This is a genomic window from Roseivirga sp. YIW32 (assembly GCF_057219245.1).
Window position 1 is genome coordinate 429,079 of the sequence record NZ_JBXVVG010000002.1, and the last position, 19,704, is coordinate 448,782.

Sequence of the window (19,704 nt, forward strand, 5' to 3'; positions counted from 1 at the left end):
GCAACATGCAAGTCTTAAAATTTGGGGGTACGTCAGTTGGTAAACCAGAGCGCATGCATCAAGTCGCGCAGCTCATTACCCGAGATGAGCGGCCCAAGGTGGTTGTCCTATCCGCACTTTCGGGTACCACTAATGCATTGGTCAGTATAGGAGAAGCGCTTGCAGCGGGCAAAAAGCTGGTCGCTAGCGAAAAGATCGGTGAACTAAGGGCGCATTATGATGAGTTTATCAATGCCTTGCTTTCTTCCGAAGACAAAAGAATCGAAGCCCGTGAGATCATTAATGAGCATTTTGAGTTCTTTCAAATCACCCTTAAGATCTCCTTTAATGAAGCCCTGAACCGTGATATTCTGGCTCAGGGAGAATTGATGTCGACCAAGCTCTTTACGCTTTATCTGGCCGAGCAAGGAATCAAAGCCGCCCTTCTACCAGCACTTGAGTTCATGCGCACCAATGAAGAAGCTGAACCGGATATTCCATTCGCTGCTGAAAAATTGGCGGCATTGATCGATTCGCACAAAGACATCGACCTCTTCATCACGCAAGGCTTTATCTGTAAAAACTACAAAAACGAAATCGACAATCTCCAACGAGGGGGAAGTGATTACACAGCTTCTCTTATCGGTGCGGCCCTCAAAGCCGATGAGATCCAAATTTGGACTGACATTGACGGCATGCACAACAATGACCCACGGGTGGTGGACAAAACCTTTCCTATTGCTGAGCTTTCCTTCGATGAAGCGGCGGAGCTGGCCTACTTCGGGGCCAAGATCTTGCACCCGGCATCCATTTGGCCTGCCCAGAAATTTGGCATCACGGTCAAGTTGTTGAATACCATGCAGCCGGAGGCAAAAGGCACGGTGATCAGTAAACAGAGTAATTCGGATGATGTGAAAGCCCTTGCGGCCAAGGATGGGATCATTGCGGTGAAGATCAAATCTTCTCGCATGCTGTTGGCCTATGGTTTTTTGAGAAAAGTCTTTGAGATCTTCGAGCGGTACAAAACGCCGATCGACATGATCACCACGTCAGAGGTTGCTGTATCGGTTACCATCGATGATGATACCCATTTGACTCGCATACAGCAGGAGCTGTCATCTTTAGGAAAAGTGGAGATCGATCGCAATCAAACCATTATTTGTGTGGTGGGTAATTTTGTTGCTGAGAAAAAAGGTATTGTGAATAAGATCTTCGATGCCTTAGATGATATTCCGATTCGAATGATCTCTTACGGTGGCAGCCGTCATAACATCTCTTTACTAACGGACGAATCCAATAAGGAAAAGGCCTTGAAGATGTTGAATGAGCATCTCTTTGGTCTCTAACCACCCCCAACCCCTCCTTAGAAAGGAGGGGAGTTATCATCGGTTATTTTTAATAAATAAGAATACAATTCCTCCTCTTTTCAAGGGGAGGTGTCCGCAGGACGGAGGGGTTACTCCTCAAATAACTCGGCCCACACAGCAGTGACCGCACGCGTCTGAGTCCCTTTCCACTCCGGTGCACCTGGCACTTCTTCTGCTTTGGCCAGTTCTTCTTGCGTTTTTCCAGCAGCCTTACCTGCTTTCACAAAGGCGATCACCTTGTCCAAATAATTTTGAAATGCCTTCAAATCTTCGCGTGATCCTGTGATGTCGTAGCCGTTCCCGGAGTGACCAAAAACAAAAAGCGTATCGTCGTCGAATGCTTTGTATCCCTTCTCCATCACTTCCATCCAGTTCTGCACATTCGCTCCCGAAGACTTATCAATGAAGGGCACTCGTTTGTTGAAGAGCAGGTCGCCTGTATGAACGATGTTGGCATTTTCAAAATGCACAAAAGAATCACCATTGGTGTGCGCAGCACCGAAATGATGCAGTGTAATTCGTTCTTTTCCCACCTTATTGAGCATTTTTCCTTTCTTGTAGGTCTCATTTGGCAGCAGCTGATCGTCCAAACCGCCTCTTCCCTCAGCCACTCGTTTCTGATTCATCAAAGAGTTCTCGTGTGCAACCACTTTATCGACCATTCCTTTGAAGGCAATACTTCCTGCCGAGTGATCTCCATGATGATGTGTATTCAGCAATAGGTCGACACGTTGAGCACCACTTTTCTTGAGTTCCTCGATCAAATGCCCGGCTTGTTCTGGAAATTGTGAATCGACAACTGCGAGGCCATCGTCACCCATATAGGTGGCTATCGTACCTCCTCTTTCTGTGAAAATATACACGCCATTCCTCAACTGCTTGAATTCATAGGTGTCTTGAAAGAAGGCGATCCAAAAATTTGAGCTAGGCAAAAGTGAAAGGGAGCCGAGAGCTGAAGCTTGCTTGAGAAAGTCTCTTCTTAATGACATGATGATAATTAGTTAAGGTTGACGAATACCTCAATCTAACCATTTATGTAAATGAAAGTTCAAAAGCACCTCCTCTGCCCTTGCTTTTTGTAATTTAGGACACAAATCAAAACCCATGAAAAGAATACTCTTCTCTTTTGTAGCGCTTGTTCTTGCGCTAGCTCTTCATGCTCAAGAATCCTGGCCTGTGGAGCTCTTGACAAAACCAGAGCAAACCAACTACCGAGAAACCTCTACTTATGCTGAGGTAATGTCCTTTATCAATGCAGCAATCGCCGGCAGCGATCACGCTCGACTGATCAGTATGGGAACCAGCATGGAAGGAAAGGATATTCCTGTGGTCGTGTTGGCCAAGCCGATGGTCAATAGTCCAGAGGAAGCAAAAGCCAGCGGAAAACCCGTGATCTATGTGCAAGGCAACATCCATTCAGGTGAGGTTGAAGGCAAAGAAGCAGTACAAATTATGCTGCGCGAAATATTAAAAGGGGATAAAGGGTATTTGTTGGGCAATCAGATCATCCTCTTCGCTCCTATTTACAACACAGACAGCAATGACAAACTTGAACAAGGTCGTCGCCCATCACAAGAGGATAGCCCTATTGAAGTAGGTATACGTGCCAATAGCCAAGGATGGGATCTAAACCGCGATGGTATGAAAATGGAAACCATCGAAACACGAGGACTCTTTTCAAACATCATTTTGCCTTGGGACCCCACTCTTTTTGTTGACCTACACACCACCAATGGCGTTTGGCACGGTTACTCCTTGACTTGGGCACCAAGTTATCATACGGCTGGAGAAAAAGCACCATACGATTACACATGGGATGTTATGCTTCCTGAGATCACCGAAACAGTGGCCTCAAAGGACGATGTGCATTTGGGCCCTTATGGCTACTTCTACACGCGAAGAGATGGATGGCCAATAAAATCCATCTACACTTACAATCATCACCCACGCTATCTGGTCAATCAATTCGGACTGAGAAATCGCATGGCGATCCTGAGCGAAGCCTTCGCACACGAAAGGCTCTATCAGCGCATGAATTCAACTTATGCTTTCGTGCGCGAGATCTTGGAGCACACTAACAAAAATGGAAAGGAAATGATGCGCATCAATCAGGAGGCAGAGCAAGCCGCCATCGATTTGGTGAAAACGCAAGGAGGAAAGGTGACCAAGGGTGTACGTTTTGAAATGGTGCCACTAGATGAGCCTGTTGAACGCTATAGGATCTACGACCACATCAAGAGCAGCAATGCACGAGGACAAGAAGCCTTCATTCGTAAACCGAATATCATTACCCTCGAAAACATCACCAATTACTCCGGTTTTAGCGCCACTAAGGAAGCTGTTTTACCCAAAGGCTACTTGATCCCTGCGGAATTTGAAAACATTGTCAACCATTTGCGACGTACCGGTGTCAAGGTAAAACAACTCACAAAAAACCAGCGAGCATCGGGCGAAGTATTTGAAGCCAGTGCGATCACTTTTGCCAATAGGCCCTTTGAAAAGCATTTGATGGCCACCTTAGAAGGAGAGTTCAAGCCTGAAACCAAACGATTCAACAAAGGCGATTACTGGGTAGATCTTGCCCAGCCTTTAGCCAACCTCATTTTCTATCTCTTAGAACCGCAGTCCGACGACGGCTTGGTGACCTGGAATTTCTTCGATCAGTACTTCGAAGAAAACGGCATTGCCGAAAAGCCTGTAGAATATCCTATCTTTAAATACTTTGAACTAAAATAAAATGAAAAGCCTTTTTAGCCTTACTGCACTCACTTTGCTACTGACCTCAGTAGCCTGTGCACAAAAAACAGATCTTGAAATCACCCAAGAAACAGTTGATCAACAAACCATCAAAGACCATATTTATTACTTGGCCTCAGATGAAATGCGTGGAAGAAACACCGGATCGCCTGAAATCTTAAGGGCAGCTGATTACCTCGCCGAACAGTTAGCCAGCTATGGCGCACAACAGGTTCCGGGAGCAGACGGTTGGTTTCAAGCCGTTCCGTTAAGATTAAAATCTCCCGCCACATCGGGCTCTTTTTCTTTTGGAGGAAGAAACTTCAATCTCAACAACGACTTTTTGGTAGTTGAAGGCAAGAGCGGAGAATTTAATGGTGAAGTCGTTTACTTGGAATACGGGCTAGAAGCTGACTACGAGGGAAAGGAAGTGGAAGGAAAATTCGTTTTTGCCAAAGCGGGTGATGGAGAAACATCTGATAGAAGAGCCATTCTTCGCTTGAGCAATGAAAAATATGAACTCGCCAGGGCCAATGGTGCTGCCGGCTTAGTTGAATTCTATTCATCTCCAGCTACCCCATGGCAACAACTCAGTTTCACGTTTAACCGCGTGGGTATTTCTTTGGATGAAAGCAGTAGCGATGCGCCGATCATTCCACACCTGTGGCTGAAAGACCTTGATAATGCCAATCAACGCTTTATGATGACGCGGAGCATCAAGCGAGCGGAATTGACTATTGAAGGCATGAGCAACGAGATCACAGGAGATAAGAATGTCTTGGCCATGGTCGAAGGGACCGACCCTGAGTTGAAAAATGAATTCATCATGTTCTCTGCACATTACGACCATGTAGGTGTGGGACGTCCTAACGAAGAAGGCGATTCGATCTACAATGGAACCCGTGACAATGCCATTGGGACAGTAACGGTTCTTTCTGCGGCAGAGAACATCGCCAAATACCCTATGAAGCGCTCTGCACTTTTCGTGTTGTATACCGCGGAAGAAAAGGGACTCCTGGGTAGCCGTTATATGGCCAATAACCCGATCATCCCGAATGAGGACATCGTATTTTGCTGGAACAGTGACAATGGAGGATATAACGATACCACGATCTCTACGATCATAGGACTTGAGCGTACCACAGCTTCTCAATTCATCAAAGATGCCAATGTGGCCTTTGGCTTAACCGCTATTGATGATCCGGCTGGTGAGCAGGGACTATTCGATCGTTCGGACAATGTAAACTTTGCCCGCAAAGGCATTCCTGCGCCTACCTATAGCTTGGGCTTTAGGGCTTTTGATGCTGAGATCATGAAGTACTACCACCAACCGAGCGATGGTCCAGAAACCGTAGACTATGATTACTTGGAAAAGTTTTTCAAGAGTTATGTGTTTGCTTCTCGCTTGATCGGCAACGCACCTGAACGACCTTTCTGGGTGGAAGGCGATAAATACTATGAAACAGGAAAGCAGTTATATAACATGAACTGACCCCGGTTGCATTAAGATTTGACAATTATCCATAAAGAGCCCTCCTTCGCTTAATGCTTTGGAGGGTTTTTTATCTCAATAGCAGGTCACCATTGTCCCTCCTTAGCGCCTGACCGATAGCCGGAGGGTGGTGCTAGCCGCAGCATTCATTGAAGAAAAGTTTAATCCTCTTATTCCCTTACTGATTTAGGATGGGTCAAGGGTTGTCCTGACGTTTCTTTATTCGCTTAGGCAACATGACAAAGCGATAATAACCCCAGGCAATGCCAGCAGGTACTGCAAAAATGAGGTGTAACCAATACTTCTCCGGCTCAAGAGGAACGTCCGCATCGACGTAAGGCACCACAACATAAACGATCGTCCATAGGGCGATGCCGTAAAGTATTCCACGCCAGATCCATGGTTTATTTTTCATCTTTCAACGTTTCGTATATGATCCGAAGTCCCTCAAGTGTCAATTGCTTGTCGACAACATGAAAACGCTCATGTAACGGGTGTAAAATAGATGATAATCCACCCGTGGCCACAACTTTATAGGTGGTCCCCAGCTCTTTTTGAATCTTATCCAACATACCTTCAACCAAACTTACATAACCCCATAAAATGCCATTCTGAATGGCCATGGTGGTATTGGTACCGATCACAGAAGCAGGTAGTTCTAAAGGTACCTCAGGAAGTTGTGCCGTCTGTCCAACTAAGGCATTGATCGCCGTTTTCAGACCGGGGGCAATGTTAACACCTCTGATCTTTCCACTTTCATCAACAATGGTAAAGGTCAGCGCTGTTCCGAAATCAACAATGATCACATTTCCTCCATGAAGGACCTTTCCTGCAACGGCATTCGACACAAGGTCTGTTCCGATCTCATGTGGGTTTTGTGTGGTAATAGGAAGCTGATCATAAATGGCTGGCCCTACAAACAGGGGCTTTTTTTCAATCAGCGGACGAGTAAATTCGGTCAGTATATCAAATAACTGCGGCACCACAGAAGACACCACAATACCTGAAACGTCCTCCATTTTCAGATTGGCTTCCAGAAAATTGAGTCTGAGAAACATCTCATACTCCACTTGATTGCGCACAGGCAGCGTTTCGAAACGCCATTCATGGGTCCACTTTTCTCCGTCGTGAAGTCCAAAGACTATATTGGTATTACCGGCATCGATGGCTAACAGCATATTCGAAGATATCAAATAATTATTCATGTCATGCTGAACTTGTTTCAGCATCTAGGACAAAAAGACCCTGAATCAAATTCAGGGTGACGAAAAGTGATTAATCCACAAACTTCGGCGGATGCTGCTCATCGAAATCTGTTGCTTCTTGATAAGCCCTGGCCACAGCCAGAATGGTCGCCTCGTCGAAGAGGTTCCCTATAAACGAGATACTCGTTGGTCTGCCGCGCTGGTCGTATCCGTTTTTCAGCACCACGCACGGATGCCCTGTTAGATTCGTCGTCAACAACTGGCTGCCCCCAAAACTTGGCGTAACGATCACATCATACGCTTTCATCAATTCATTGACGCGTTGCACCAGCTGATAACGGGCACGATTGGCATTGATGTAATCGACAGCAGAAGTAAATCGAGCGGCTCGAAATGTATTGGGCCAGGCACCAGCATTCTGACGGACCAACAAGGTGTCCTGATCGGAACGTGTGAGGGCATCAAAGGCGGCGGCAGCCTCTGCCGTCAGAATTGACTGCATGGCAGGAAAAGGAAAATCACTGACCCATTTTACCGGCTTCAAATCGGCCCCCAAAGACCTCAATGCCACTAAGGTCAGGCTATCTTGTTCGCGCATGCCCCTACCTCTTGGATCAAAATAATCGGCGAGGTAACCCACCCTCAAACTTGACAGATCAGCTGCTCCTTTGTAATTGAAGGGATGATCCTCAACCGTCAGGTCGATGTTGTCTGTTCCTCGAATGGCATCAAATACCAGCGCACAATCAAAGGCATTTCTGGCCATTGGCCCTATTTTATCCATGCTCCAACTCAGGGCCATGGCCCCAGCTCGACTCACCCGCCCGAAAGTAGGTCTTAAGCCCGTCACCCCGTTTCGCGTTGAAGGAGAAACAATAGAACCTAGCGTTTCCGTACCGATAGCGAAAGGAACCAAACCTGCGGCTGTAGAAGAGCCTGAGCCAGCTGAGGAGCCGCTTGCTCCTTGTTCGAGGTCCCAAGGGTTTCTGGTGGTACCGCCATACCATACATCTCCCATGGCCAAAGCACCCAGTGTCAACTTGGCCACTAAGACGGCGCCGGCATCATCCAATTTTCGGATCACCGTGGCCATTTCTTCTCCACGGTTTTGCTCTTGGTAAGGGCCAGCGCCCCAAGTCGTTTTATAGTCAGGCACCGCCAACAGATCTTTCGCTCCGTACGGAATACCGTGCAGTGGGCCCAGGTAGGTGCCTCCGGCCAGTAATTCATCCGCCCTTCGAGCACTCTGCAAGGCTCTTTCTCTGGTAATGGTGATCACCGCCGCGAGCGTATCTCCATAGGTTTCCAGCCTATTTAAAAAGAACTCTGTCAACTCTACTGAGCTGATCTTTCTTTCCTTGATCAAAACAGACAATTCCGCTACGGTGTAAAAAGCCAACGCATTTGGATCTTTGGGTAGATCCACCTTTTCAGGAAAACCCCATTCAATTCGTTCTTGTCTTGCAGGAATCGGTTTGCCGCCCTTGGGAGGATTAAACCAAAGCACCGGAGGCACGCTGTTATCGATCTCATAGTCGTGCAATTCTTTAATTCCCTCAAGACTTCGATTCACATTGGGCAAGAGTTGTTTGATCTCATTATCGGTAAATGCTAAATCGAGAAGTTTTTGAGCACTTTTTACATCATTCGCCTCAATGGCCAATTCCTGAGCCAGCTTGAATCCAGATAAAAAGAGCGCCACGCCCAGTAGCGCAAAAAGGATTAACTTGGGAGATCTCATAGGGTTGTGGTTAGTTTAAGTTGATTTCTTTTCAACCAAAGTGAAGTGAATAAGTTATAAAAACGATGGAGACACAGCAAACACTTTTCCCTCATTGGATGAGAGGCTTTCTTTTGATTGCCACTGCCTACAATGCCGGTTGGGGCATTTTCATTGGTTGGTTTCCCGATACCTTTTACAGTTGGGTATTAGAGACGCCTGACCTTACCGCTCCTGGCTTGATCATTTGGCAAGGCAGAGGCGTTTTGTTTATGGCGGCAATATACTTGGCCACAGCCATTTATCCCGCTAAACTGTGGTATTTGCCTTTTTTTGGCGCATTGACCAAAATTGCCGGATCTGCCTGGTTTTATTTCGAAGTACTGAACCAACAGGTTGGTGACAAAGCACTCTTCCATTTGCTGATGAATGACTGGATCTGGGTACCCGTGCTGATCTGGATTGGGTTTGAAGCGTTACGCTATCAAAAGGTAAGATCACCAAAATAGGAACTTCTTGCGCCTGTACTGTGGCGTTCTTTTTTGACGTACTATTGCTGTCCCCATACCCGATTTTGAGAGACAATTTGCTCTTTTAACTTTTGATTTGAGTTGATGAATACTCAAATTAAAAAACATACCAAATGAGGTTCTCTCCGCACTGAGCAATGATCCCAAACTATGAGTGCCCGCTGTGAGAGGTCCATACCTTAACCCTGTACCAAATTCAATATCCCCTTCCATATTCCAATAGAGAGGGAAATAAGCACCCCATTGACCAACATCATATCGAGGGGAAACCGAAATGCTATTGGGATAATGTATTCGGTAATCCGTATTCATGAGACTGGAAAGATCAAGCTGTGCAGACATATTGACGAACCATCCTTTCCTCAAATGGTAATCATAATTCAATTCAAGCCTTGTTGGAAGACTAACTGAATATTCACCCACAAGATCAGTTACGTTGGCAACTGTGGCTAATGAGTCTCTTAAAGACCGAAGACTGGAAAGGTTAGCTAACAAATTTTCATAATTAATAGGATCTGTTTGAGATATGGAATTGATGATATCGAAAGAAGCAGAACCGTAATTATACTTAATGACCCCAACGTCAAGAATGGAAATACCAAATCTATGCTGATATAAAATGTCTGGCTTATTCACAATGCCGTACATCGCTTTAGATTGTCTCCTGGATAGCATAACCTCGTAAGCGATACCAATATCCAGTGCTGGATGGAGACTAGAAATTTTAGGAAGCTCAAAAGGGAGATCCCCATCAAAGATTTCAAATTCATTGAGGTTAGCAGAGTACCCAATTTGACCCTCTAGGTCTATTAAAGAGATGGAATCATTACTTATTCTTTGGTAAGAAAGATCATCAATGTCGACAAAAACACTCCCCAAGGTACCCATTAACTTAGCGGTGATCCCCACTTTTAGCCTTTCAAACTTGTTCTCCAAAAGAACATTTGCATAAGTGATACCAAATTCATGCCATGAGTTATTAACAAATTCACCAGACTGATCAAATGCATTTCTATCTCCAAAATTAGGAGTGATGTCCTTGCCTGTAGATAAATTTCGAAACTGATATTGAAATGCGATGGTCTTTTTGGGAGAAATTGAAAACAGACCAGAAAGACCGCCTAATGTTTGATCTCCTATGACGAACCTATTTTCAGAATTGATTATTCTTTCAAAAGCTAGATTACCGATCTCATTCGTATGCAAATATCCAAAATCATTTGCCAAATAAGCATTCAAATTGATTAAACTCACATCAAACTTGTATGGACTACCGGCAATGAATGCTGGATTCAATCTGGCATTTAGTACTCCTGAAAATTCAGACGGTAAAAATCCATTAAAGTGTTGAGCTGAAACTGAAAAACAGCAACATAGTAAGCAAACGGCTATGAACCTCATTAATATTTGAAGAAAGCGAATAATTAGTTAATTGAGAGAAAATCACAATTATAATATTTCCAATGATTCTTTCTTCTTACATAAAAACATATCAAAAAGGTCCTGATTGACATTTTATCACAAAAGACATGGGGAGGGTTACGATTAAATATCATTGCCTTCCTGAGAATCTTTGGATTAATTAACTTTAACAAATGAGTAAACCGGATAAGACCCTCTTTCTTCTAGATGCCATGGCGCTGATCTATCGGGCACATTTCGCCTTTAGCAAAAACCCACGCATCAATTCAAAAGGACTTAACACAGGAGCGCCCTTTGGTTTTACCAATAGCCTCTTTGAAATCTTAGACAAAAAAAAGCCAACGCACATTGCGGTCGCTTTTGATACCAGCGCTCCAACTTTTCGTCACGAGCAGTATGCTGAATACAAAGCCAATCGCGACGAAACGCCTGAAGACATTCGCATTGGTACGCCCATTGTGAAAGACATCGTACGGGCTTTTAATATCCCCGTTCTCGAATTAGACGGTTACGAAGCAGATGACATCATTGGCACCTTTGCCAAAAAAGCAGCCCGCCAAGGCTTTGAGGTCTTTATGATGACTCCCGACAAAGACTACGGACAGCTCGTTGAAGAACATGTCTATCTCTATAAACCTGCCTTTATGGGTAATGCCGTAGACATCATGGGGGTTCCTGAAGTATTGGCCAAATGGGACATTGAACGAATCGATCAGGTTGTTGACATGTTGGGACTTCAAGGAGATTCAGTAGACAACATCCCCGGTATACCCGGCGTCGGGCCTAAGACTGCAGCCAAACTCTTGAAGCAATACGGTTCGCTTGAAGAGATTGTGGCCCATGCCCATGAGGTCAAAGGGAAACTGGGAGAAAAGATCTCCACTTTCGGCGACCAAGGGGTTTTATCCAAGGAATTGGCGCGTATCGATGTAGAGGTGCCGATCGAGTTCAAGGAAGAGGACATGAAATATGAAGGGCCCAATGTGGAAGCCCTGACCAAAGTGTTTGAAGAACTGGAGTTTCGAACCACACTCAAGCGAATTCTAGGGGAGCCGAGCAGTCCTTCTGCCGCGAAACCTAAACCGGCTGCCAGTGCCCAAATGGGTCTATTTGGTGAAGAATCCGCCCCTTTGCAAGAAGAAGAAGCCTCAGTGGAAAAGCTATCCATTTCCACTACGGCTCATGATTATCAGCTCATTGATAGCCCCGAACTGCGCAAGCGACTAGTGAAATACCTGGTCGTTCAAGACGAAATTTGCTTTGATACTGAAACCGATAATTTGGAAGCTATTGAGGCCAATTTGGTCGGTTTGGCTTTTGCCTATCAAACCGGAGAGGCTTACTACGTTCCAGTACCTGGAGACCGAAAAGAAGCGCAAGCCCTTGTCGATGAGTTCAAACCTGTTTTTGAAAAGGAAGACCTCACCATCATCGCCCAAAATGCCAAGTATGATCTTCAGGTGATGAAGAACTATGGCATAGACATCAAAGGCAACATATTTGATACCATGCTGGCGCACTACCTCATCGACCCGGATACGCGCCACAACATGGATGTGCTGGCAGAGAATTACCTGAATTATAGCCCCGTTTCCATTACCGAGCTGATCGGTAAGAAAGGAGTCAAGCAGGGAAACATGAAAGACGTGCCCGTAGAAAAAGTGGTAGAATACGCCGGAGAAGATGCCGACATCACCCTACAGCTCAAACATCAGTTGGCTCCCAAACTCATTGAAGATAAGCTGCTCAACTTATTTGAAGATGTTGAAATTCCACTCATGCGGGTTTTGGCTGACATTGAGTACAACGGGGTAAAGATTGACACCGAGGTGTTATCCAAAATGTCCAAGGAACTTGAAGAAGAAAGCGCAAAAGCAGAAGCCGAAATCTTCGAAATGGCCGGTGAAGAGTTTAATGTAGCCTCTCCCAAACAGCTCGGGGTGATCCTGTTTGATAAGTTGAAATTGGTGGAGAAACCAAAAAAGACCAAAACGGGACAATATGCCACGGGTGAGGATATTCTAAGCAAACTGGCTCATGAACATGACATCGCCAAACGCATTTTGGAGTTTAGAGAATATCAAAAACTAAAGTCTACTTATGTCGATGCGCTGCCGACCATGATCAGCCCGGTGGATGGATTGGTACATACAGATTATCGTCAGGCTGTGGCCGCAACCGGGCGTTTAAGTTCAAACAACCCCAACCTACAGAACATCCCCATCCGAACGGAAAAAGGAAGAGAGATCAGGAAAGCCTTTATTCCTCGAGACGAAGACCACGTTTTGATGGCGGCCGACTATTCGCAAATTGAGTTGCGTATTGTCGCAGCTTTTGCAGAAGACAAAAGCATGATCGAAGCCTTTAAAGAGGGGCGAGATATTCATGCAACCACCGCTTCAAAGGTCTTTAAAATTCCATTAGAAGAGGTAGACAGAGAAATGCGTGGAAAAGCGAAAGGAGTCAATTTTGGGTTGATTTATGGGATTTCATCCTTCGGTTTAGCACAAAACATCGGTATTTCTAGAACTGAAGCGCAAGAGATCATCTCGGCTTATTTTGATGAATTTCCAGGGGTGAAGCGTTACATGGACGAGCAAGTGAACAAAGCGCGCGAATTCTCTTACGTGGAAACTATTTTGGGCAGAAGAAGGTACCTCCGCGACATCCACTCAAAAAACATGACCATTCGAGGTCATGCTGAGCGAAACGCGATCAATGCACCAATTCAAGGGTCAGCAGCCGACATGATCAAACTGGCCATGATCAATATTCATCAATGGATGAAAGAGCAAAAACTCAAGTCAAAAATGATCATGCAAGTGCATGATGAATTGGTCTTCGATGTTCACAAAACGGAATTAGAAACCATGAAGACTAAAATACCTGAATTAATGATGAATGCCATCCCATTGGACGTTCCCATGGACGTAGAAGTGGGAATCGGAGAAAACTGGTTAATTGCACACTAATGAAATTTCAGGTTAGCCTCCAAGAAATTGCTCAAGCGCATGATCGGATTCGTCCTTTCATTCATCGTACGCCGATCCTGACCTCTGAAAGTGTCAATGAGATCGCTGGTTGCCAGCTCTTTTTCAAATGTGAAAACTTTCAAAAAATTGGTGCATTTAAAGCACGAGGGGGCATGAATGCCGTCTTCTCCTTGCCTAAAGCACAGCGCGAAAGAGGAGTTGTTACCCACAGTTCAGGAAATCATGCACAAGCCATCGCCCTCGCTGCCAAAATAGCAGGCGTCCCAGCTTACATCGTAATGCCCAAAACAGCTCCTGAGATCAAGAAAAAAGCAGTGATCGGTTATGGTGCGGAAGTCACGTTTTGTGAACCCACGCAACAATCAAGAGAAAAAACAGCCAGCAATATTCAGGAAGAAACGGGTGCTACCTTTATTTCACCCTATAATGATTATGCGGTCATCAGTGGTCAAGCCACGTGTGCAAAAGAATTCTTAGAAGACCAAGACAATCTAGACGCTCTCATTGCACCCGTTGGAGGTGGAGGGCTGCTCGCAGGCTCCGCCTTATCTGTTCATTATTTACGGCCGGAAGTAAGGGTTTATGCCGGAGAACCAGAAGGGGCTCAAGACACCTTCTTATCGATGGAAGCCGGTGAGCACATTCAGGTGGAAAGCCCAAAGAGCATCGCGGATGGCCTGCTGGCCACCATGGGAGACAAGAACTTTGAAATCATTAGAGCCCTTGTCCAAGAGGTATTTCCCGTGAGTGACCCTGAAATTGTTGGGGCCATGCGCCTCATCTGGGAACGAATGAAGATCATCATTGAGCCGAGCTGCGCCGTACCTGTAGCCGCTATCTTAAAGAACAAAGGCGTTTTTGAAGGAAAAAAGGTAGGAGTCATTTTAACGGGGGGTAATGTGGATGTGGGGAAGTTGCCTTTCTGACCGACCACCCACCCCTCCTGACACAGGAGGGGAGTTAAATTCGTATCCTAATTAAGAATCATAACCCTCTGAAGCATTGAAAATCTAATTCTTCTCCTTGGAAAGGAGGAGCCGGAGGTGGTTGACTACTTTTTTTATTTGCAAATTCTAAGGCAAAGAAAAATGTGTGGAATCTAAATCCAGGATTTTACTCTATTTGGGAGATTCCCGCCTTCGCGGGAATGACGAATTAATGTGATTCTGAGATTAACATTACCCCCAAAATACATAGGCATAATGCAAACCAAATCCCTCTAATATTGACTTTATCATCCTTACTGATTTTATATACAGCAATTCAAACAAATAGGTACAGACCAAGAATCATAAAGATTAGACCAAGGACAAATTTCGCAATATTCATTACTCAATACTTGTGACTCAAGACTCACTACTTCATCGGTGCATAAGGATTGATCTCTCTCAGCTTTTCTTCCAAGGCTCGTAGGTCCTTCAGCCGCATCCAGCTGACCTTGATCTTGTGCTTTTTCAATCGATCCTTTTCATCCAGCACCTGCAAACCGATGTGTAGGTGATCGGTCTCGAAATAGCTATCAAAATTGTATTTATTGAGTAGAACACTTTTCGATTGGTTAGAAAAAAGTGGTTTTGTCTTGATCATTAGCCCTTCCTCCAGCTCGGTTGCCTGCAGGTGAACAGGCCAATTCATGAGGTAGGAAATAAAACCAAAAATAGGGGCAAATGCAGCCAGTAAAAAGAGTGTCGGTAACTCCGGGGCAAGAATAAACTTATAGACGAAAACGACAAGCACAAAGAGCCCGTAAAAGTAGAGCAAATACTTAAATCGATTGATCCTTCCGCGATTGTCGATGTCTTTCATTGTAACAAAAATACGTCATTCTAGACTGAATCTTAGAAAAGCCAGAACCAAAAGAGTGTTTCAGTAGCCTTTATTCGATCTACCTAGGAAACTTCATTTTCTTGACCAAGTCCCAAAGAACCACGCCAATGGACACGGATATGTTGAGGGAGTGTTTGGTTCCGAATTGTGGGATTTCAATACAACCATCTGCTTGCTGCACAACTTCCTCTTCCACACCAAATACTTCATTGCCAAAGACCAGGGCAATCTTTTGTCCTTCGGGTAACTCAAACTCTTCGAGTGAAGTGGACTCGTCCGCTTGCTCGATCGCAAACACTCGGTAGCCTTCTGCTTTCAATTGCCCAATTGCCTCAAGCGTACTCCCATGGTGCGTCCAATCAACCGTATCGGTCGCACCTAAGGCCGTTTTGTGTATTTCTCGATGGGGAGGCTGTGCCGTGATGCCACATAATGCGATCCGGTCGACAGCAAATGCGTCTCCAGTACGAAAAGCCGAACCGACATTGTGCATGCTACGCACATTGTCCAGGACAATGACGACTGGAAGCTTTTCAGCAGATCTAAATTCTTCGTTGGTCAATCGCCCAAGTTCTTCGTTTTTCAATTTTCGCATGCCTTGCAAAAATAGAAAAAACATAAAGAGCGCCCATCATTTCTGATGGGCGTACCCAAAGCTCCCGCTGAATCGGGACGCATCACCACAACAAGCCCTTAGGTCTTTTTTGAGATCACCAAGTATTGAGAGATCCGCCAAAATGCATCAGGATTTGTGATCTCCAGTATTTTCTCCTCCTCTGAATCTCCAGGCAGTATGGCATATGAATCGGTCGGATGCTCACTGACAAGGGCCAATACGTTAGCTTGGATTCTCAAGCGATTGACCTCGCGTTTGTCGACTTTCATGAATTGGGTAAGGCTGACATCTTCTTGTAAGGTTACCCGTCTGCCGAGTAAGCCCAAGAACCCTCCCTCTTTATCGACCACTCCTTTTTCCTTGAGTTCATCGTAAGTACCAATCACCAAGTAGCCTTTGTTCAATTCCTTATTCAGGGCCTGAAGTTGATCGATCTCAAATTCCTTTTCTCCTAAGGTTTCGACGTAAGTAGTCAGTTGCTTAGTCAAGGCATCTGTTTCTTGCATCATCCTCGCAAGGGATTCGTCCTTTTGTGCAAGCGCCGTTTTCAACTCGACAATTTCCTTTGTCTTCGTTTTCAAGTCTGCTTGCAACCCATTGATCTGGCGTTGAAATACTCCCAACTTCAGATCTGAACTCCGTACCTTGCCATTCAAGATCTGAATGTCTTGAGCACTGCGTAGGATCAATTCATCGATCAACTGAAGCGCTGAGAGCATTTGATCTTTTTGATCATTACTAAAGCCTTCAGACCGCTGGTCAGCAATTACCTGTTCACGCTTCACGATCTCGTCGATCCGCGCTTCTACATCATCGATCATTCCAACCATCTCCTCAAAAATCAACTCCTTCTGCAACGCCCGCTTTTCCAAACGATCTACCTCTTGTGCTAGCACTTCTTTTTTTTTGTTGCTAGCGGATACACCAAACCACATCGCGACGGTCAGGGCTCCAAGTAGAAGTACTCCTATTTTCATTGTCTGTTTCATTTTTACTTTGTTAAAGGTTATACAATGTTTCTGCCCTAAGGGGCTATTGGTGGTGTAGTAAGGGGTTGTTGGGTGAGTTTTCCGGATCGCTCGACTTTATAACGAAGTTTTTAGTTATTATTTTATTGCCTCTGAAATTATTTTCAGAAAGGGCTTTTTCGCGCTTTTCTCCCAGTCCATTTTTAGTATTTTTGACAAACACCTATCTCATTTTTTCAAGATGGCGAAGACGAAGGCAGCGAAGGAAACTCCACTGATGAAACAGTACAATGCGATCAAAGCAAAGCACCCGGGTGCATTGCTTCTTTTTCGTGTCGGGGACTTTTATGAGACCTTTGGTGAAGATGCCATAAAGGCCAGCAAGGTCTTGGAGATCGTGTTGACAAAAAGAGCAAACGGTGCGGCAAGTCACATAGAACTGGCGGGGTTTCCGCATCATTCTTTGGACACCTATTTGCCAAAACTCGTTCGTGCCGGTCATCGCGTCGCCATTTGCGATCAGCTGGAAGACCCCAAATCAGTGAAAGGGATCGTCAAGCGAGGCGTTACTGAATTGGTTACTCCAGGGTTGTCGTTCAATGACAACGTACTCGAACAAAAAAGTAACAATTACCTGGCCTCTTTACACTTTGGCACAGACGAGATCGGTGCTGCTTTTCTGGACCTATCCACTGGAGAGTTCTTATGTGCCCAAGGGAACGGAGCTTACATTGACAAACTAATTCAAGGGCTGAGTCCTTCTGAGATCATTTTTTCCAAATCAGATCGCGCTGCATTTGACGCACAGTTCAGAGACCGACACAACACCTTTTACATCGACGAATGGGTTTATGCCTATGACTACGCTTATGAGCGCCTAACCAATCATTTTGACACCAAAAACTTAAAAGGTTTTGGCATAGAGGAAATGGAAAAGGCGATCATTGCTGCCGGTGGCATTCTTTATTATTTAGAGGACACAGAACATAAAGAGCTGGGCCATATTTCAAGCATTAGCCGCATTGAAGAAGACAAGTACGTTTGGCTCGATAAGTTCACTATTCGCAACCTCGAACTCGTTTATCCACAACACCAAGGGGGCATCCCGCTGATCGACATCCTCGATCAAACCCTTACGCCAATGGGTTCCCGTACATTGAAACGTTGGATCGTGCTTCCTTTAAAAGAAAAACGTCGAATTGAAGAACGCTTGACCATCGTCGATGCCTTCTATGGCAACGAGGCGCTGACGGATGAAATTACCGAGCACCTCAGTCAAATCAATGACTTGGAACGCTTGATCTCAAAAGTTGCTGTTGGTCGCATCAATCCAAGAGAGATGTTGCAGCTCAAGAAAGCACTAGAACATACCGCTCCCATCAAGGCCTATTTGGATAATTCAGGAAATGATGCGCTCATTCATCTGGGTGATCAATTGAACACTTGCAGTAAGCTCCTTCAAAAGATCAATGCAGAACTCAAGGAAGATGCCCCGATGCTGATGCATCAGGGCGGTATCATTGCTGAAGGAATAGATGAGGAGTTGGATGAACTTCGTAAGATCGCCTTTAGCGGTAAGGACTACCTCGTTCAAATTCAGCAAAGAGAAGTTGAAGCCACAGGCATCAGCTCATTGAAGATCGCTTATAATAAGGTTTTTGGCTATTACCTCGAAGTGAGCAACACCCACAAAGACAAGGTTCCCCAGGAATGGATCCGCAAACAAACCTTAGTCAATGCAGAACGCTACATCACCGAAGAATTAAAAACCTACGAAGAAAAAATCATCAATGCCGAAGACCAATACAAGGTCATTGAGCAAAGACTCTTTGCCGAACTTGTTGCTTTTGCGGCCGATTACACCCATCAAATTCAACAGAATGCACGTCTTATCGGCATGCTTGATTGTTTGATCTCATTTGCCAACGTAGCCAAGCTCAATAACTATTGCCGACCACAGATCAACGACAAGATGCTCATTGACATCCAAGACGGGCGTCATCCGGTCATTGAGAAACAATTGCCGGTCGGCGAATCCTATGTTCCCAATGATGTGTTACTCGACGACCAAACGCATCAGATCCTCATCATCACCGGACCCAACATGGCCGGAAAGTCCGCCCTTTTGAGGCAAACTGCGCTCATCGTCATCATGGCGCAAATGGGAAGCTATGTGCCTGCCACTAAAGCCTTACTAGGGCTTACCGATAAAGTATTTACACGAGTTGGAGCTTCAGACAACCTGTCAAAGGGCGAGTCGACCTTCATGGTAGAAATGACCGAAACAGCCAGTATTCTCAATAACCTATCGGAAAGAAGCCTGGTCTTGATGGATGAGATCGGACGTGGCACCAGCACCTATGACGGCATATCGATCGCTTGGTCCATTGTTGAGTTTTTGCAAAACCATGACAAATTCAGACCAAAAACCCTTTTCGCTACTCACTATCATGAGCTGAACCAGCTGGAAGAAGATTTTCCCGGAATCAAGAACTTCAATGTTTCCGTGAAGGAAGTAGGCAACAAGGTCATATTTATGCGAAAGCTCAAGAAAGGTGGAAGCCAGCACAGTTTTGGTATTCATGTTGCCCAAATGGCAGGCATGCCAAACCCTGTCGTCATCAGAGCTGCTGAGATCATGGGGCACCTTGAAAAAGACAAAATCCGAAACCAAACCGAAGACAAACTCAAGGACGTGCCAAAAAATAACTTCCAATTGAATCTTTTTGAGGCTGATCCTTCGTTTAATGAGATCAAGGAGATCTTACAAAATTTAGATATCAATACGATCTCTCCTGTTGAGGCCCTACTGAAATTGAACGAGATCAAAGGCAAATTGAAGGAGTAAA

At 45.1% G+C, this 19,704-nt stretch carries 15 protein-coding genes; 7 read left to right on the forward strand and 8 right to left on the reverse strand.

Translation table 11 applies throughout. From position 1 onward, the window contains the following. Positions 1 to 5: 5 nt before the first annotated feature. Complete coding sequence (locus AC2D6U_RS10750) at positions 6 to 1,325, forward strand: aspartate kinase (protein ID WP_484720987.1); 1,320 nt, start codon at positions 6 to 8, stop codon at positions 1,323 to 1,325. Positions 1,326 to 1,435: 110 nt separating this feature from the next. Here AC2D6U_RS10750 and AC2D6U_RS10755 read toward each other — a convergent pair whose 3' ends face one another. Continuing rightward, positions 1,436 to 2,335 (reverse strand): MBL fold metallo-hydrolase, encoded by a 900-nt coding sequence (locus AC2D6U_RS10755; RefSeq protein WP_484720988.1) that lies wholly within the window; start codon positions 2,333 to 2,335, stop codon positions 1,436 to 1,438. A gap of 115 nt (positions 2,336 to 2,450) precedes the next feature. On the opposite strand from AC2D6U_RS10755, the gene AC2D6U_RS10760 reads away from it, so the two are divergent. Beyond that, positions 2,451 to 4,082 carry a M14 family metallopeptidase gene (locus tag AC2D6U_RS10760; RefSeq protein WP_484720989.1) on the forward strand — a complete coding sequence of 544 codons (1,632 nt, stop codon included), beginning with the start codon at positions 2,451 to 2,453 and terminating at the stop codon, positions 4,080 to 4,082. A 1-nt stretch (position 4,083) separates the two neighbouring features. Then, positions 4,084 to 5,574, forward strand: coding sequence for a M28 family peptidase (locus AC2D6U_RS10765; protein ID WP_484720990.1), 1,491 nt, complete (start codon positions 4,084 to 4,086; stop codon positions 5,572 to 5,574). A gap of 196 nt (positions 5,575 to 5,770) precedes the next feature. Here AC2D6U_RS10765 and AC2D6U_RS10770 read toward each other — a convergent pair whose 3' ends face one another. Genes AC2D6U_RS10770 through AC2D6U_RS10780 form a run of 3 tightly spaced genes read right to left on the reverse strand, consistent with a single transcriptional unit; the run spans position 5,771 to position 8,520 of the window. Then, on the reverse strand, positions 5,771 to 5,989 hold the full coding sequence (locus AC2D6U_RS10770) for a hypothetical protein (protein WP_484720991.1): 219 nt from the start codon (positions 5,987 to 5,989) through the stop codon (positions 5,771 to 5,773). Beyond that, positions 5,979 to 6,803 (reverse strand): type III pantothenate kinase, encoded by an 825-nt coding sequence (locus AC2D6U_RS10775; protein WP_484720992.1) that lies wholly within the window; start codon positions 6,801 to 6,803, stop codon positions 5,979 to 5,981. Before AC2D6U_RS10775 ends, AC2D6U_RS10770 begins: the two co-directional genes overlap by 11 nt. 46 nt (positions 6,804 to 6,849) lie before the next feature. Further along, complete coding sequence (locus AC2D6U_RS10780; protein WP_484720993.1) at positions 6,850 to 8,520, reverse strand: amidase; 1,671 nt, start codon at positions 8,518 to 8,520, stop codon at positions 6,850 to 6,852. Between the two features lie 65 nt (positions 8,521 to 8,585). Here AC2D6U_RS10780 and AC2D6U_RS10785 point away from each other — a divergent pair, with 65 nt between their 5' ends. Beyond that, positions 8,586 to 9,008 (forward strand): hypothetical protein, encoded by a 423-nt coding sequence (locus tag AC2D6U_RS10785; RefSeq protein WP_484720994.1) that lies wholly within the window; start codon positions 8,586 to 8,588, stop codon positions 9,006 to 9,008. Here the strand turns inward: AC2D6U_RS10785 and AC2D6U_RS10790 are convergent. After that, positions 8,997 to 10,430: a DUF5723 family protein gene (locus AC2D6U_RS10790; protein ID WP_484720995.1), complete on the reverse strand. Its 1,434-nt coding sequence runs from the start codon at positions 10,428 to 10,430 to the stop codon at positions 8,997 to 8,999. The two genes, AC2D6U_RS10785 and AC2D6U_RS10790, sit on opposite strands and share 12 nt — an antisense overlap. 194 nt (positions 10,431 to 10,624) lie before the next feature. Here AC2D6U_RS10790 and polA point away from each other — a divergent pair, with 194 nt between their 5' ends. Next, positions 10,625 to 13,423 (forward strand): DNA polymerase I, encoded by a 2,799-nt coding sequence (gene polA, locus AC2D6U_RS10795; protein WP_484720996.1) that lies wholly within the window; start codon positions 10,625 to 10,627, stop codon positions 13,421 to 13,423. Then, the gene (locus AC2D6U_RS10800) at positions 13,423 to 14,370 is read left to right on the forward strand and encodes a pyridoxal-phosphate dependent enzyme (protein ID WP_484720997.1); all 948 of its coding nucleotides are present in this window, start codon (positions 13,423 to 13,425) and stop codon (positions 14,368 to 14,370) included. The genes polA and AC2D6U_RS10800 overlap by 1 nt, the downstream gene beginning before the upstream one ends. Positions 14,371 to 14,800: 430 nt before the next feature. Here the strand turns inward: AC2D6U_RS10800 and AC2D6U_RS10805 are convergent, their stop codons facing one another. The 3 genes from AC2D6U_RS10805 to AC2D6U_RS10815 all read right to left on the reverse strand — a co-directional run bounded on the left by AC2D6U_RS10805 (position 14,801) and on the right by AC2D6U_RS10815 (position 16,876). After that, complete coding sequence (locus AC2D6U_RS10805; RefSeq protein WP_484720998.1) at positions 14,801 to 15,250, reverse strand: hypothetical protein; 450 nt, start codon at positions 15,248 to 15,250, stop codon at positions 14,801 to 14,803. Between the two features lie 79 nt (positions 15,251 to 15,329). Continuing rightward, positions 15,330 to 15,866, reverse strand: coding sequence for a TrmH family RNA methyltransferase (locus AC2D6U_RS10810; RefSeq protein WP_484720999.1), 537 nt, complete (start codon positions 15,864 to 15,866; stop codon positions 15,330 to 15,332). Positions 15,867 to 15,964: 98 nt separating this feature from the next. Further along, positions 15,965 to 16,876, reverse strand: coding sequence for a Cbp1 family collagen-binding glycoprotein adhesin (locus tag AC2D6U_RS10815; protein ID WP_484721000.1), 912 nt, complete (start codon positions 16,874 to 16,876; stop codon positions 15,965 to 15,967). A 220-nt stretch (positions 16,877 to 17,096) separates the two neighbouring features. Between AC2D6U_RS10815 and mutS the strand changes: the two genes are divergently transcribed. Then, positions 17,097 to 19,703: a DNA mismatch repair protein MutS gene (gene mutS / locus AC2D6U_RS10820; protein ID WP_484721001.1), complete on the forward strand. Its 2,607-nt coding sequence runs from the start codon at positions 17,097 to 17,099 to the stop codon at positions 19,701 to 19,703. Position 19,704 lies beyond the last annotated feature (1 nt).